This window comes from Kistimonas scapharcae (genome assembly GCF_039540975.1).
In the GTDB taxonomy this organism is placed as follows: domain Bacteria; phylum Pseudomonadota; class Gammaproteobacteria; order Pseudomonadales; family Endozoicomonadaceae; genus Kistimonas; species Kistimonas scapharcae.
This window is the reverse complement of sequence record NZ_BAABFL010000481.1, coordinates 1-16,828: the sequence shown is the minus strand read 5'-3', so window position 1 is coordinate 16,828 and position 16,828 is coordinate 1. Positions and strand designations below refer to the sequence as shown.

Sequence of the window (16,828 nt, the reverse complement as noted above, 5' to 3'; positions counted from 1 at the left end):
AGAGCACATGAGCACGTTTTTTTCCCTCGCTGCCGGCATTGGCACCAAAAACAGCAAAGGTGAGTGGCTGGACGTTTATTACCCTGCCCCTCTGTTCCAGCCGTCCTTCAAACTGATTGAAAAAATTGGCCCTGTGATTGGCTATGTGGGCGGCAATGTCGTGGTTGAGCTGGACAACCCCACCTGTCACGCACTGGAAAGCATCTTCTCTCAGCACGGATTGACCGAGCAGGCGGCCATTATGGCAACCCTCGAGGACTCAGAAAGCCCGAAAATCCTGACACTGCTGGAAAATGACCTGGCCCCGACCACGACACCGGAAGCCTACCTCAAACTTCACCTGATCTCTCATCGTTGCGTCAAACCACACGGCATTAACCTCACGGGCATTTTCCTACTGCTGCCCAATGTCGCCTGGACCAATGAAGGCGCCATCGACCTGGCAGAGCTTCCCCACCGCCAGCTGCAGGCGCGTGCCGCCGGCCGGACACTGGAAGTGGCCTGCGTCGACAAATTCCCGAAAATGACCAACTACGTTGTACCTGCCGGTGTCCGTATTGCACATACCGCCCGTGTACGGCTTGGCGCTTACGTGGGTGAAGGCACAACCGTCATGCACGAAGGTTTCATCAACTTTAATGCCGGTACCGAAGGCCCGGGCATGATTGAAGGCCGGATTTCCGCCGGCGTATTTATTGGCAAAGGCTCAGATCTGGGCGGTGGTTGCAGCACGATGGGCACCCTGTCCGGTGGCAATAACGTGGTCATCTCTGTTGGCGAAAACTGCCTGATCGGCGCCAATGCAGGCATTGGCATACCCCTGGGTGACCGCTGCACCGTGGAAGCCGGCCTTTACCTGACCGGTGGTTCCAAAGTTCAACTGCTGGACGAAAATCGCCAGGTGGTTGAGACCGTCAAAGCGGCCAGCCTGGCCGGTAAGTCTGACCTGCTGTTCCGCAGGAACTCTACCAATGGCGCCATTGAGTGTCTGACCAACAAGTCCGCCATTGCCTTGAACGAAGAATTGCACGCACATAATTAAGTCTGTCTGTCGAAGGTGGTGGGTCATTACCCACTACCGACGGCTATTGATACAGTCTCTGCTTAGACTTTTCCTGCCTGATACACTCTAATCACGATCGGAATTCACACAATGTCTTTCATACTGACTCAGTGGTACACTCCAGTTAGTTAGTCACCCTAACCATTTATCACCATGCATCTTTCTCAGTCATTTGATTACATAGAGCGTTATCTCGCCAAACTCTGGCGCAGCGACGACGTAGGCAGACAATTCGAACACGTCACGTTTAATGAATACGATTACCTGAAAGCCGTACAGACACTCGGTCGACCAAGACTGTCTGACCTGGCCGCTGAAATGCGGGTTCAGAAGCCATCTGCTAGCACCATGGTCGCAAAGCTGGAACGCCGTGATCTGCTCAAACGTTCGCCCTGCCCGGATGACAGGCGATCAACGCGTGTTAGCCTCACACGCCAGGGAGAAGCGCTAATGGCGCTTGAAGACAAACTGTTCGGCGATATGACCCGGAAGATCTGCACAGCCATGAGTGAGGAAGAGTACCAGATACTGGAAACCCTACTGGACAAAGCCTGTCGCTGTCTGCAAGACAATACACGAGTGAAACCGACACCAGATTAAAGGGAAAACAGCCGACATATTCATGCCCCGACCAAACCTATAATTAGTTAGCCTAACAAAATATGGAATCAACACAGATAACCGCTCCCTCTTCAGACCTGGGGACACAACCCATTCTTCGGTTGTTCTGGCGCTACGCAATCCCGGCCGTTGCCGCCATGATCGTTAACGGCATTTATGTCCTGATTGATGGCATATTCATCGGTCGGGTTGTCGGTGCAGAAGGTCTTGCCGCCCTGAACTTTGCCTGGCCTGTTGCAGGCATTATTCTCGGCGTCGGTATTATGATCGGCATGGGTACAGGTACCTGGATGTCCATCAGCCGGGGGCAAAACGACCATCGCAAACCGCGCCTGTATATTGGTAACGCACTGCTGTTGTTGGTTGGCTTTGGCCTGCTGTTTCCATTGCTGTTCCTGCCAATGGAAGAACAGATGCTGACCCTCCTGGGGGCAACCGGCTACGCGCATGAGTTAGCAGCAGACTACCTGACCATTTTGATCATCGGCAGCATTGCCGCCCTGGCGGGCGCAGCACTGCCTCTGATGATCCGCAATGATGAACGGCCACACCTGACCACCATTATCATGACAAGCGGCGCCGTCCTGAACATTGTGCTGGACTGGTTGTTTATTGTGGTAATGGGACTGGAAGCTGCCGGCGCCGCCATGGCAACAGTACTGGCACAGGCTGCGGTCGGATTATGGGGAATTGCCTACTTCCTGAGTCATAAGGCAAACACCCGGATCAACTTCACCGACCTGCGCTTTTCATGGCTTTACACCACCAGAACGCTGACTGCCGGATTACCCAGCCTGTTCATGTTTTTCTACTATGGATTTGTACTGGCAATCCATAACCGACTACTGATGGATTATGGCGGCGTGCTGGCTGTCGGTGCATTCACTATCGTTGGCTATGTTCAGGCAATCTACTACATGTTCTCTGAAGGTGTAGCCACAGGTATTCAACCACTGGTCAGTTATAACCATGGCGCCGGTAATCGCCAGCGGTTGCTCACAACACTGCGGATAGGCCTGGGAACCGTACTCAGCATCGGGCTTGGCAGCGTGCTGTTGATCAACCTGTTTCCGGAAGTGATTGCCGTTATCTTCAACAAGGATGATATCGCCCTGCAAGAGATGACAGTAACGGCGCTTCATCTGCACCTGTTCTCCATGTTCCTGGATGGTTTCATTGTGTTAACTGCTGCCTGGTTCCAGTCCATGGCCAAATCCCGTGTTGCCAGCTGGATCACGGCGGGCAATATGCTGATCCAGATTCCCCTGCTGTTAGCGCTGCCGCCTCTCATGGGTATCACGGGGGTGCTGATTGCGTTGCCTGTATCGAATGTCATTCTTGCCATCCCGGTTGTCTGGGTGCTCTGGGTCGATCTTCGGGCACTGAAGAGCCCACAATCTCATTCGGCTTCAGTCCAAACACCTGTCTAACCCAAGTCACAGGGCGGATAGGTAAGATCCGCCCTGCTCTCCTAACACCTCCTGAAAAAGCACGTGACTTGCCAGAGCCATGCGCTTGCACACATACTGAAAGCCAGCATCACAATGGAGGAGGAGCTGCTGTATGGGCGTGATTCTTGAATTTCCGGATCCAGACAAAGCCAGGGAAGATGATGTTGTTGATACGTTTATCCGTAAAGTCGGCGATAAGATTGGCCTCTCAGAAGAAGAGATCGCCGCTGTAGTCAGCAGTTACCGTTCCGTTCATCCCTCACTGACCGAGAAATTCGAATCACCGATGGAGATACCGGCGGATGTGAATCTGGATGAGCGACAGATTGCTATTATCAATGAAGCGCTGAAAGAGCATATGTCCGACCTGTTTGCCTTCTCCGCCAGCATTATCATTGGCCTGTTGGCTCGGGAACAGGTCAACAATCGATTGACATAATACGACTATCGGACAGTGAAACGCGGAAACCAGCCGGATAGTGTGTCCCATAAACGGTGGGTAACTGATGGGGGCAAGGCAGGGTGAGGCAATGTGCCATTAAAGCACTGCTGATCTCGGCAGCGTTGAACGACAAAATCAGTGACACCTGCTTCAGATAACCTCTTCGCCAGTTGCAGCAACCGCTCTGGCGACAAGAGACTCCAGTTCACGGTTGTTCTTACCTCAAAATTAATTCCCCGTTCCTGAAGTATCTTCTGGCTACGCCAGGCCTTGTCACCTGCTGTCGCCCCCGTAATCAGGGGATAATCCTCCGGCAAACCCTTGATATCAAGGCCAACCCAATCCAGCCAGGGGATCAAGGATTCCAATCGGGATGGAGACTGCCCTGCCGTATGCAATCCGACTTTGAATCCTCGTTGCTTAACGGCTTGAATGGCTGGCAGCAAGGCTTGCTGGAGTATCGGTTCACCGCCACTGAATACGACCGCATCCAGTAACCCGGATCGGCGAGTCAACAATGCCAGCACATCCTCCCACTGCGGGTCATTTGCGTCTGGCATCATGCTCATCAATTCCGGGTTATGGCAATACCGGCAGCGCAGGTTACAGCCACGAGTAAAAACGACAGCAGACAGATTATCGGGGTAATCCACTGTCGATAGCGATGTGATACCAGCTATTTTCAGCAAATTCTCCGGTCGCAACTCCTGTCCCGCGACAGCATTAATCATTTGCCACGGTTTTCACGGAAGTGCAGGCGATCCTGCTGCTCCTGTTGTTTACCCGGATTAAACGCTGAGACAGGTCGATGATAACCCATGACACGGGTCCATATTTCGCAGCGTTGACGCTCATTCTCTTCCAGTTTCACAGTACCATTCGTTTTCATGCTTTCTTTCCTACTGGTTATTCTTCTGTCCAGTGTGATCGCTTAACTCACGAGCTGTAACATTGCCTGTTTTTCAGCAAGCCGCTCTTCATCACAGCATGGGCAAAACTCGTGTTCGCCTGCCAGGTAACCATGGGTTGGGCAGATGGAAAACGTCGGTGTCACCGTAATATAGGGCAGCCTGAAATGCGTCAGAGTTCGACGTACCAGCTTCTTACAGGCAGCAACAGATGAAACCTGTTCTCCCATATACAGGTGCAGCACCGTGCCGCCGGTATATTTGCATTGCAGGACATCCTGCATCTCCAGTGCATGGAACGGATCATCGGTATACCCCACCGGCAGTTGCGATGAATTCGTGTAATAAGGCCGTTCGATCGTCCCTGCCTGAAGAATATCCGGATAACGTTTGCGATCCTCCCTGGCAAAGCGATAGGTCGTCCCCTCCGCAGGCGTTGCCTCAAGATTGTAGAGGTGACCGGTTTCTTCCTGGAAATCCTGCATCTGTATCCGGATATGATCCAGAAATGCCTGCGCAAATGCCTGCCCTTCAGCTGTTGTAAGATCATGGGAATCATCCGAATAATTCCGGATCATCTCGTTGATGCCATTCACCCCGATCGTGGCAAAATGGTTACGCAATGTGCCAAGGTAACGCTTGGTATACGGGAAGAGGCCACTGTCCATATAGTGCTGGATGACTTTTCGCTTCACCTCCAGACTGTCTTTTGCCAGACGCATCAGTTCATCTGTACGACGATACAAGTCTTCCCGGTCTCCTTTCGCCAGATAACCCAACCTGGCGCAATTGAGCGTGACAACACCAATAGAACCCGTCTGCTCCGCCGAACCAAACAGACCATTTCCCCGTTTAAGCAGCTCCCGAAGATCCAGTTGCAGTCGGCAGCACATGGAGCGCACCATATTCGGTGTCAGTTCGGAATTCAGGAAGTTCTGGAAATAAGGCAACCCGTATTTTGCGGTCATACCGAACAACAGATCAGCATTCTCGCAATCCCAGTCAAAATCCGGCGTGATGTTGTAGGTGGGGATTGGAAACGTGAAAACCCGCCCCATCGCATCCCCAGCCATCATCACCTCGATATAGGCGCGGTTGATCATGGCCATTTCAGGCTTAAGCTCGCCATAACTGAAGGGCATCTCTTCACCGGCAATGATGGGGATCTGTTCTTTAAGGTCGTCCGGACAGACCCAGTCAAACGTCACATTGGTGAATGGTGTCTGAGTTCCCCAGCGAGAAGGTACATTCAGGTTGTAAATAAATTCCTGAATGCACTGTTTTACGTCTGTATAGGCAAGATTATCTTTGCGGACAAACGGCGCAAGATAGGTATCAAATGAACTGAACGCCTGGGCGCCTGCCCACTCGTTTTGCAGGGTACCCAGAAAGTTCACCATCTGCCCAACGGCACTGGACAGGTGTTTTGGCGGCGCAGACTCTATCTTTCCGGGTACACCATTAAAGCCTTCATGCAGCAACGTTCTCAGTGACCAGCCCGCGCAGTAACCGGACAACATGTCCAGATCATGAACATGCAGATCGCCTTGGCGGTGCGCTTCACCAATCGCAGCATCATAGACATGATTCAACCAGTAATTGGCCGTGACTTTACCGGCAACATTCAGAATCATGCCTCCCAGTGAATAGCCCTGGTTGGCATTCGCGCGCACCCGCCAGTCCAGTTTCTCCAGGTACTCATCCACAGAGGCTTCAACATCGAGGAGGGTTTTTCGTGTATCGCGCAGATTCTTGTGGCGTTCCCGGTAAAGGATGTAAGCCTTGGCAGTATCAAAGTAGCCACTGGCCGCCAGACACTGCTCTACCATGTCCTGAATCTGTTCAACGTCGGGCGCCTTATTGCCCCAGAACCGGTAACTGACCAATCGTAAGACCTTGTCTGTTAAGACCCGGGCTTCATCATGATCATATTCACCCGTTGCCAGACCTGCATGGAGAATGGCACGAAATACCTTGCCATTATCAAACGACACTCACAGCCCATCACGTTTGATAATTATGGCCGGAATTTCAAAGCCACTGTCAGATTCTGCCACGCCCATCCCAAAAAACCATATATTGTTATCTTTAAACAAAGATAGCACCACATATTGTGCATTGCACACAAAACGTGATACATAAAAAAGGTTATTTATTGACAAAAATCAACGTTTGGTAAACCTGAATCGATGCCAGGAAAAACCATGGCATCCACCTGAAAAAGTGTTTATCAGCCGGTGTTGCTTGAGTAGTTACGTGTTATTGCACTATAAGCCTAATGACTTGGCATCGTTCCAAAGTGCATCAAGTTCTGACAGAGAGCAGTCCTGCAGCTTTTTCCCCTGCGCCTTAAGATATGACTCAATATAAGAAAATCGACGTCTAAATTTATGGTTACAGCCCAACAAGGATTGTTCGGCGTCAACCCCGACATGACGTGCCAGGTTGACACAGCTGAAAAGCAGATCGCCGGTTTCATCACGTACAGCAGCGGTATCACCACTACGCCACGCCTGTTCCAGCTCATCGATTTCTTCGCGCAACTTATCAAACACTCGCGCAGCATCTGGCCAGTCAAACCCCTGTCCGGCCGCTTTAGCCTGAATAGCCTGTGCACTCTTCAAGGCCGGGAGTGATGCAGGCAGATCCTCCAACAAACCTGACAACTTCTTGCTGGATAATGCCTGCTTTTCACCCTGCTTGATTTCCTGCCAACGTCGTCTGACATCCGCCTCGTCAATCGCCTCGTTAGCGGGTCTGGATGAGGCCAGTGTCCCGTCAGGAAAAACATGCGGATGGCGACGAATCAGTTTTTCAACCAAGCCATCAAGCACCGATGAAAAATCAAATAATGACTGCTCTTCCGCCATCCTTGCGTGATAGATCACCTGAAACAGCAGATCACCCAACTCCTCCTCAAGATGGGGATAGTCCGCACTGGCAATCGCATCCGCCACTTCATGAGCTTCCTCCACGGTATAGGGTGCAATGCTGGCGAAATCCTGCCGGATATCCCAAGGGCAGCCCGTTTCCGGATCACGGAGTCGAGCCATTAGATTGAGAAGGTCTTCCAGGGTGTACCGGGCCATTTATCGTCCTTTGCGGTGCCTGCGTGCCTCAATGACATTGGGCAGCTGACTGATTTTGGCCAATATACGACCAAGATCATCCAGTGTCGCAATCTCGATGGTCAACAGCATAGTGGCAATATTGTCTTCCTTCGATGTATGCGTATTAAGATCAAGAACGTTGACCTTCTCATTGGCCAGCACCACAGTGACATCCCGCAGCAGACCGGAACGGTCATAGGCCACGATCTGTATCTCAACTGGATAGGTTTGCTCCTTGCCATCACCCCAGTTCACCTCAATTAAACGATCCGATTCCTGCTCCTGAAGCTGTAAGGCATTGGCACAGTCGGACCGGTGAATAGTGACGCCGCGCCCCAGGGTAATGTAACCAATGATTGGATCCCCTGGCAGCGGATGACAGCAACCCGCCATTTGCGTCAGCAGGTTGCCGACACCGTGAATGGTAATATCACCGTCGTTGCGAGTGGATTTGGGCCGGGTCCGTAACTCAAAGACCGACTCTTCTTCCGGCTCTACCTGCCGTTGTGCGGCATTCACCACCTGCATGGTGCGGATATCACCGGCGCCGCAAGCGGCAAACAGATCATCTTCGGCGTGGAAATTCATGGCTTCCGCCAGCGCACGGAAGTCCACGCCTTTGATATCCAGACGCTTGAGTTCGGCCTCAATAAAGTGACGACCTGCTTCAATGTTGGAATCCCGGTTCTGCTTGCGGAACCAGTTGACGATCTTGGCGCGGGCACGGCTGGTCTTGACATATCCCAGGTTTTGGTTGAGCCAGTCACGGCTTGGCACGGCATTGGAGGCCGTCAGGATTTCCACCTGGTCACCGGTATTCAGGGTGTAGTTCAGGGGAACAATCCGGCCGCCCACCTTGGCGCCACGGCAGCGATTACCCACTTCAGTGTGGACACGATAGGCAAAATCAACCGGGGTTGCCCCCACCGGCAGGTCAACCACATGGCCATCCTTGGTGAAGACATAGACCCGGTCCGGCTCAACATCCAGCTTCCACTGGTCTGCCAGACCTTCAACGCCGTCACCGATCTCATCCTGCCATTCGAGTACCTGACGCAGCCAGTTGAGTTTTTCCTCATAACTGTCAGCGCTGTTTTTGGTATCGGTTCCCTTGTATTTCCAATGTGCACACACACCCAGCTCAGCTTCATCGTGCATGGCATGGGTACGAATCTGGACTTCCAGGGTTTTCCCGGCTGGACCTATGACGGCAGTATGCAGGGACTGATAACCATTCTCCTTCGGTGTGGCGATGTAATCATCAAACTCCTTGGGGATATGGTTCCAGATAGAGTGCACAACACCCAGAGCCGCATAACAATCACGCATCTCATGGACCAGGATGCGCAGTGCACGGATATCATAAAGATCCCGAAATTCCAGCCCCTTGCGACGCATCTTCCGCCAGATGCTGTAGATATGTTTGACCCTGCCGTTAACCTCCGCCTCAATGCCGCTGGCTTTCAGCTCGGTTTGCAGGTGCTCAATGGCATCGTGAATATACTGCTCGCGATCCAGGCGTTTCTCGTCGAGCAGTTTGGCGATTTTCTTGTAGTCCTGAGGCTTAAGATAGCGGAAAGCCAGATCTTCCAGCTCCCACTTGATGTAACCGATCCCCAGGCGATGGGCCAATGGCGCATAAATTTCGAAAACTTCACGAGCCACCCGCTGACGCCGCTCCCGGTCGGCATTTTTGACCGCCCGAATCGCACAGGTCCGCTCCGCCAGCTTGATCAGGGCAACACGGACATCATCCACGATGGAGACCAGCATTTTCCGAACCTTTTCCAGCTGGTCCTGCTGCTGCCCCAACACCTGGGCTCGGGCCGGATTCTGAATGGCGCTGATAACCGCCATCCCCAGAACCCCCTTGATCAGCCGGGCGACTTCATCCCCAAAACGTTCACGCACATCATTGAGCGCGAGCTTGTGCTCCCGCACCGAGCGATATAACAGGGCCGCGATCAGTGACGTCTGGTCCAGTTTCAATTCGGCAAGGATATCCGTCATCTCCATGCCGATCTTGAGGGTGCTGCTGCCGCTCATCTGCGACCAGCTACTGGGTTTACCGGGATTTGCCTCTGCCCCTGCCGCCATATCACAGGCCGCCAGCAGCATCTGCTCATCCGTAAGATTCACATCACGCTTCAGCCGTCCGAGCCATGACTGAAGATCGACACTTCCATCGGAACCCACCGGGTGATCTTCTCGGACCTTAACCATCTACTTGTCATCTCACTTTTTATTAACAGAGGCTGCCTGACGGCAGCCACACAACATCGCATTCTTCGGCATCTCTGTGGATGCCATTAATCCCTCAGGAATAGCGCCATGGTCTCCACATGCACTGTCTGGGGGAACATATCCATGACCGATAACCGGGCCAAACGATAGCCGGACTGTTTCAGAATACCGGCATCCCGCGCCAGGGTGGCCGGATTGCAGGACACATACAGCACACGCCCTGGCAGCCGATCCGCTAGTTTTTCCAGCACTTCCCGGGCGCCGGTCCTGGGCGGATCCAGCAGGCAGGCGTCATAATTCGTCTGACTCCAGGCCTGATGGGTGATGTCCTCGCTCAGGTCTGCACGGCTGAATATGGCGTTATCCATACCATTGAGGCGCGCATTGTCGCGCCCCTTGGCCACCAGCGACTCCACACCCTCAACACCAACCACCCGACCCGCCTTGCGTGCCAGCGGCAGGGTAAAGTTACCCAATCCACAGAATAGATCCAGTACAGTGTCTGTCGGGGAGAGCGCCAGCCAGTCAACTGCCTGACTGACCATCTGACGGTTAATAAACGGGTTAACCTGTATAAAATCTACCGGCAAAAAACGGAGTTTTAAAGTAAATTCCGGTAACCGATAGGTTAGTGATTCTTGCCCGTCCGGCGCATATGCGCACACCAGCGGCTGCGGTTCGTTGGGCTGAAACCAGAGGTGGGCATGGTATTCGTTGGCTAACGCCTGCCATCTCGCTTGTTCCTGTGCGGAAAGCGGATGAATGTGGCGCAGTAAAATCCCCTGACAATCATCACCGGCCGCCAGCTCAATATGGGAAATAGCCCGGGGATCAGTGGCGGCTTTCAACGTTGCCTCAAGGGCAGGCAGCATGGCCGCAAGCTCAGGCGCCAGTACAGGGCAGGCATCGACGGGAATGATGGTATTGCTGGACGCAGCCCGAAAACCCATCAACAGCTTCCGGTTCACCCATCTCACGGCAAGCCGGGCCCGGTGACGATACCCCCAGACAGGGCTCTTCAGCGGTTCGGCCAGACTATCAGGTTCAAGCCCCGCAAAGCGTTTCAGTTGCCCGAGCACCACATCGGTATGAGCGGCCAGCTGACCGTCATGTGCAAGGTGCTGCAAGCTGCATCCACCACACACGCCATACCTGGGGCATCCCGGTTCCTGGCGTTGAGGGGATGGTACGAGAATACGATCAAGCTCTGCTTCCCACAGGGAAGCCTTTTGTTTGACCACCCGGGCGGTCACGGTATCACCCGGTACTGCTTGGTTAACAAATACAGCTCTCCCCTTATACCTGCCGACACCGCGGCCATCGTGAGTCAGGGAGTCAATTGATAGATCAAAGGGAGCAGTCGCTCGCGCGTGACGCGTGCGGGGTTGCATCGGCAGGATTCCTGTCAGTAAAACGAGGGCCTATTGTACGCCTGCTGACAGGAACCGCCAGCGCATTTACGGGGAACATACACCGGCCATATCTGTAAAAACGCCGGTAGACAGATAACGGTCGCCCCGGTCACAGATGATGGCAACAATGGTCGCACCAGATACCTCACGATCCACCTTCAGCGCCGCTGCAACGGCACCGCCGGAAGAGACACCACAGAAAATACCTTCTTCCCTGGCCAGTCGACGCATGGCCTTTTCCGCCTCTTCCTGGCCAATATCCATAACCTGATCCACTTGAGCCGCGTTGAAGATACCAGGGCGGTACGCCTCCGGCCAGCGCCGTATACCGGGGATAGAGGCATTTTCCGCAGGCTGCAAACCGATGATCTGAATACCGGGATTCACTTCCTTGAGATAGGCCGAAGTCCCCATGATAGTGCCGGTAGTCCCCATGGAGCTGATGAAATGGGTAATTTCCCCACCCGTTTGCCGCCAGAGCTCCGGCCCCGTCCCCCGGTAGTGAGCAAGCGGGTTGTCAGAATTATTGAACTGATCCAGCACCCGACCTCGTCCTTCCTGCTGCATTTTCAGCGCGAGATCACGCGCACCTTCCATGCCCTCCTGCTTCGACACTTCAATCAGTTCAGCCCCATAGGCCGTCATGGCGGCCTTGCGCTCTTCACTCATGTGATCAGGCATGATCAGCACCATCCGGTAGCCTTTCATCGCTGCCGCCATCGCGAGCGCTATGCCCGTATTGCCACTGGTGGCCTCAATCAGCGTATCTCCGGGTTGGATTTCACTACGGCGCTCGGCTTCCTGAATCATGGACAGTGCAGGACGATCCTTCACAGAACCCGCCGGATTATTACCTTCCAGCTTGACCAGCACCGTATTACGCCCTGGCACGGGCAAGCGCTGCAATCTGATCAGCGGTGTCTCACCCACCAGGTCTTCAATTGTTGGATAGTCCATACCCGTTTGTTTCACTCTCATCCCAAGGTCATGACCGCATCCAGTGATATTCCTGCACCGGTGCCATATTCTTCGCCAGCGAACCCGCTACCAGACCAACCAGGCGAAGCCGGTCAGTATAACAATGCAGACGATGTTGAGATAAATACCCGCCCGCATCATCTCCCGCTGCTTGATATGCCCCGAACTGAACACAATCGCATTAGGCGGCGTTGCAACTGGTAGCATGAAAGCACAGGATGCGGCGATGGCAATCAATACCGACAGAATCAAGGGAGAGATACCCAAGGCTTCCGCAATGGTCGCAAACACCGGCACCAGCAATGCCGCACTGGCGGTATTGCTGGCAAACTCAGTAAGAAATACCACAAAAACAGCCACTGTCAGCAACGTCACCAGCAGCCCTGCCTGCTCCAGAAAACCACCAATTTCATGGGCCAGGAAGACACTGGTACCCGTCGCCTTCAGGACATTACTCAAACAGATGCCACCACCAAAGAGAATCAATACGCCCCACTCAGTGGATTTATCAATATCTTTCCATTCAACAACCCGCGATACCCCCAGCAGTACAATCGCGAGCAAAGCCACCAGCGTATCAAACTTGCTGAAACCACCCAGCCAGGCGTTGATCGGTTTACTGAATATCCACAGGGTGACCGTCAGGGCAAATATGGCCAATGTCATCAGCCGTTGACGATTCCATTCGATCACCTTGTGATCCAACTCAAAGGTATGATTCAGGTTAGGCTTGAGCAGCAGATAAAGAACACCCACAGCCACTGGCAGAAGCACCAGTGTCACCGGCAAGCCAAACGCCATCCATTCGGTAAATCCAATACCGACTTCCGCCGCGGCAATGGCATTGGGCGGGCTACCCACAATCGTAGCAATGCCGCCGATACTGGCGCAGTAAGCAATCCCCAGCAAGACAAAGACCAACGTATTGCGCTCATTCTCAGTATCAACTTTTGCCAGCACCCCCATGACCAGCGGCAGCATCATGGCCGCAGTGGCCGTATTACTGATCCACATGGAGAGCCCCGCCGTCACCGCAAACAGCATGATGACCGCCACCGACATACGACCACGGGCCAATATCAACACCTTATCCGCTATCAACTGGTCCAGTTTCTGTTTGTGCAACGCCGCTGCCAGGGCGAAACCGCCCAGGAACAGGAATATGATGGGATTGGCAAAACTACTCAGTGCCTGAGGTGTCTCAAAAACACCGAAAGCGACCGCCAGCACCGGCACCAGTATGGCCGTGATGCTGACATGTACCGCCTCAGTCAGCCAGAGGATGGCGACAAACACGAGGATGCTCAGCCCTGTCACCACACGCTCATCAAAGGGCAGGGTATTGAGCAACACGGCAAACAGTATGCAGTCGGCCAGGAAAATTAAACGCTTCCTGTCGAAAAATGCCTGTTTGGAACCCACTTCAGCGACGGCCATAAATGCTCCTGCAACGTTCGGCGACAGCAACCTTTTTATTGCTTACTATTGCCATTGACACGATGAACCGGGCTGCATCTTAACGGTTTTGATCCCTGTATTTAAAGCTTTTCCTCCGCTCAAGAAAACGGTATCAACCGGTAACAGAAACACACAAAATGCTTCCCGTTTTATGCGACAATGCCCGAGCTTGGCTGCAACAAACGGCCAGAAAAAATCAATAACAACATTATTCAGCCAGTCTGATAAGAACATGAAAAAGAAACTGACCAGCATCAAGCATCGTGTTCTGCTGCTTGCTCTCCTCCCCGGCCTGGCGGCCGCTATCCTGCTGGGATTCGGGCTGACATGGCTCTACCTGAATGACATCAACCAGCGTCTTGAACAACAGGCGATACGCACGGCGGAACAGTTAAGTCTGCTCAACGGCCATGCCCTTCAGGCAAACGACAGCGATTTATTACAGAGCCTCGCTGACACCTCCCTGAGTCGACAGGACATACGAGCCGTTAGTGTTTACGACAGCGCAGGTCAGGAAATCATTCATTCCGGCACCCGCTTTGCACGACAGCAAACACTGACATCCCTGCCTGAAACCAGTGAGCTGACCCGGCTGGATACTGGGTTATGCGTCATCACGCCCATCTATGCCGGTGGCACCCTGCCAGCCATCAATCTTGCACCATCAGCCAAACCCACGGGATGGATCAAAATTCGGTTTTCCCGCGACAGCACAGACATACACCAATACCAATTAATTCTGCTCAGCAGCCTGCTTTTACTGAGCTCCCTGTTACTCACCGTTGTTGCAGGCCTGCGACTGGCCAGTAGTATTACCCATCCAATCCAACACATCAGCCATGCTGTCTCTGCAATCAGCCGCGGCAAACTGGATACCCGTATTCATACCGGCGCAGGAGCCGAACTGGCGCAACTGGAAAACGGCATCAACCAGATGGTGACCTCACTGCAAGACGCCTACCAGGAAATGCAGCAGACCATTGATCAGGCGACTGAAGACCTGCACGAAACGATGGAAACCCTGGAAGTCAAAAATGCCGAATTAGATATGGCCAGAAAACGGGCCCAGGAAGGCAGCCGGGTTAAATCCGAATTCCTGGCCAACATGAGTCACGAAATTCGAACACCTCTCAATGGCATTATTGGCTTTACCAACCTGCTGCTGAAATCGAACCTGAACGAAACCCAGCGGGAATACCTGACCACCCTGCAGAACTCCGCAGAAGGTCTGCTGGCAATGATCAATGACATCCTCGACTTTTCCAAGATTGAGGCGGGTAAGCTGGTTCTGGAAAGCACGCCCATGAACCTGCGGGAACTGGTAGATGAAGTGCTCGCTATCGCGGCGCCCACCGCCCACGATAAATCACTGGAAATCGCCTGCCTGATCTACCGGGATGTTCCGCTGGACATCATTGGCGACCCACTCCGACTCCGGCAGGTCTTGACCAACCTGGTCAATAACGCCATCAAGTTTACCAGCGATGGTTCTGTCGTCGTCCGCGTTATGCTGGATCATCAGGAAGACGGGCATGCCATCCTGAAAGTCAGTGTTACAGACACGGGTGTCGGCATCTCGGAAAGCCAGCAAAAACACCTGTTCCAGGCCTTTTCCCAGGTAGACAACTCCCGTACCCGAAAGATTGGTGGTACCGGTCTCGGGCTGGTGATCTGCAAAAACCTGGTCGAACAGATGCAGGGAGACATTGGCCTGGAAAGCCATATCGGGGAAAGCAGCACGTTCTGGTTCACCTTCAAAGCGCCCTTTGCGGCAGAAGGCCAGCTCAGCCAACTCAATTGTCGACTGCCGGGTAAGAAGGTCTTGCTGTTTGAACCACGCCGTTACACACGCTATGCGTTCGAGCAGCTACTGGAAGAGTTTGACATGATGGTTCGCGGCTGTGATCAGCTGGCCCATTTTGAGGAAGCCCTGACCGAGCAGGACCGGGAGATTTTTGACCTCGTCATCATTGGCCACGACCCCGCCAGCCTGGACAACGACCGGATATTCCAGTTAATCAACCAGACACCAGATGACACCCTCTTCCTGGTCACCGCCATGACCGGTTACCTGGACAGCATCAGCACCATGGCAGCCAAGGCGTCCCATACAGTACTGACACTGGCCAAGCCCCCCTGCCGTAACCGTCTGTCACGCACCATCATGCATGCCCTCAGCAGCCGATTGGAACCAAACCTCCCCTCAGAGGAACAAATCCAGATCAAGCAGAGCCTGCCAAGACAGCCCCACATTCTGGCAGTTGATGACAACGAAGCCAACCTGAAGCTTCTCTGCGCCCTGCTGGACGACCTCGGTGTAGAAACCACCGCCGTCAATAACGGACAGGCGGCCGTTGACATTGCCCGCAATCGCCATTTTGACCTGGTATTTATGGATGTTCAGATGCCTGTCATGGACGGCATGGAAACCACCCGTCGACTCAGAGAACAGGAAGTCTCAGAAAGTCGCATACCGATCATCGCCCTGACCGCCCATGCCCTGGCCGAAGAGAAAAAACAACTACTGCTGGCAGGCATGGATGATTACCTCAGCAAACCGATAAGTGAATCCCAGCTACGCCATGTCATTCAAAAATGGACCGGTTTAAGGCTGCTCGCCTCACAGCCGGAAACCGGTGAAACCGCCCACCCCTCTTTCAGCTGCCAAAATGGCATTCCGGTGGTGGATCACTCACAAGGATTACACCTTGCCGGAGGAAAAAAAGAACTGGCGGATGAATTGTTGACCATGCTGCTGGATGAATTACCCGATGACAAAAACGCCATTATCGACCTCTGGCAGGATCACAGCCTTGATCAACTGCTGGAGATTATTCACAAGCTACATGGTGCTACCCGATACTGCGGTGTACCACTACTGCAGGAAACCTGTCTGGAAGCCGAATCCCTGCTCAAGCAAAGCAGCAATGATTTAACGGAAGAATCCCTAAACCAGGCTATTAAACGACTGCTGGCCGAGATTGACCGTTTGCAACAATGGCGCGCTGTCAGCATGAAAAAACCGGATTACGCCTGACCGGACTGACAGATATCCTCAAGTTGCATATTCTGGTTTACTTGAACACCGATTCTGGTCTACTTGAACACCCCCGTCACCTTACGTATTGGCGAGCCTGATTT

The 16,828-nt window shown here is 53.3% G+C and carries 13 protein-coding genes; 5 read left to right on the top strand and 8 right to left on the bottom strand.

The annotated features are described in order from the left end of the window. Nucleotides 1-7 precede the first annotated feature (7 nt). The 4 genes from dapD to ABD892_RS26555 all read left to right on the top strand — a co-directional run bounded on the left by dapD (nt 8) and on the right by ABD892_RS26555 (nt 3,574). Nucleotides 8-1,042, top strand: a complete 1,035-nt coding sequence (dapD, locus tag ABD892_RS26570) for a 2,3,4,5-tetrahydropyridine-2,6-dicarboxylate N-succinyltransferase (protein ID WP_345199411.1) — start codon at nt 8-10, stop codon at nt 1,040-1,042. A 174-nt stretch (nt 1,043-1,216) separates the two neighbouring features. Further along, nucleotides 1,217-1,663 (top strand): MarR family winged helix-turn-helix transcriptional regulator, encoded by a 447-nt coding sequence (locus tag ABD892_RS26565; RefSeq protein ID WP_345199409.1) that lies wholly within the window; start codon nt 1,217-1,219, stop codon nt 1,661-1,663. A gap of 62 nt (nt 1,664-1,725) precedes the next feature. Continuing rightward, a complete protein-coding gene (locus tag ABD892_RS26560; protein ID WP_345199408.1) occupies nt 1,726-3,114 on the top strand; it encodes an MATE family efflux transporter in 1,389 nt (462 codons plus the stop codon). 133 nt (nt 3,115-3,247) lie between these two features. Beyond that, complete coding sequence (locus ABD892_RS26555; protein ID WP_345199407.1) at nt 3,248-3,574, top strand: hypothetical protein; 327 nt, start codon at nt 3,248-3,250, stop codon at nt 3,572-3,574. A gap of 5 nt (nt 3,575-3,579) precedes the next feature. On the opposite strand, the gene ABD892_RS26550 is transcribed toward ABD892_RS26555, so the two are convergent. From ABD892_RS26550 to ABD892_RS26515, 8 genes are all read right to left on the bottom strand, one after another. Continuing rightward, nucleotides 3,580-4,308, bottom strand: a complete 729-nt coding sequence (locus ABD892_RS26550) for an anaerobic ribonucleoside-triphosphate reductase activating protein (protein WP_345199406.1) — start codon at nt 4,306-4,308, stop codon at nt 3,580-3,582. Next, nucleotides 4,305-4,466: an anaerobic ribonucleoside-triphosphate reductase gene (nrdD, locus tag ABD892_RS26545; protein ID WP_345199404.1), complete on the bottom strand. Its 162-nt coding sequence runs from the start codon at nt 4,464-4,466 to the stop codon at nt 4,305-4,307. Before nrdD ends, ABD892_RS26550 begins: the two co-directional genes overlap by 4 nt. Nucleotides 4,467-4,508: 42 nt before the next feature. Next, nucleotides 4,509-6,479, bottom strand: a complete 1,971-nt coding sequence (locus ABD892_RS26540) for a ribonucleoside triphosphate reductase (protein WP_345199403.1) — start codon at nt 6,477-6,479, stop codon at nt 4,509-4,511. Between the two features lie 273 nt (nt 6,480-6,752). After that, complete coding sequence (gene mazG, locus ABD892_RS26535; RefSeq protein ID WP_345199402.1) at nt 6,753-7,574, bottom strand: nucleoside triphosphate pyrophosphohydrolase; 822 nt, start codon at nt 7,572-7,574, stop codon at nt 6,753-6,755. After that, nucleotides 7,575-9,818, bottom strand: a complete 2,244-nt coding sequence (relA, locus tag ABD892_RS26530) for a GTP diphosphokinase (RefSeq protein ID WP_345199401.1) — start codon at nt 9,816-9,818, stop codon at nt 7,575-7,577. A gap of 86 nt (nt 9,819-9,904) precedes the next feature. Then, the gene (rlmD, locus tag ABD892_RS26525) at nt 9,905-11,230 is read right to left on the bottom strand and encodes a 23S rRNA (uracil(1939)-C(5))-methyltransferase RlmD (protein ID WP_345199399.1); all 1,326 of its coding nucleotides are present in this window, start codon (nt 11,228-11,230) and stop codon (nt 9,905-9,907) included. A gap of 66 nt (nt 11,231-11,296) precedes the next feature. After that, nucleotides 11,297-12,208, bottom strand: a complete 912-nt coding sequence (gene cysM, locus ABD892_RS26520) for a cysteine synthase CysM (protein WP_345199558.1) — start codon at nt 12,206-12,208, stop codon at nt 11,297-11,299. Nucleotides 12,209-12,295: 87 nt separating this feature from the next. After that, a complete protein-coding gene (locus ABD892_RS26515) occupies nt 12,296-13,666 on the bottom strand; it encodes an SLC13 family permease (RefSeq protein WP_345199398.1) in 1,371 nt (456 codons plus the stop codon). Nucleotides 13,667-13,919: 253 nt separating this feature from the next. Here ABD892_RS26515 and ABD892_RS26510 point away from each other — a divergent pair, with 253 nt between their 5' ends. After that, nucleotides 13,920-16,724, top strand: coding sequence for a response regulator (locus ABD892_RS26510; protein WP_345199397.1), 2,805 nt, complete (start codon nt 13,920-13,922; stop codon nt 16,722-16,724). Nucleotides 16,725-16,828 lie beyond the last annotated feature (104 nt).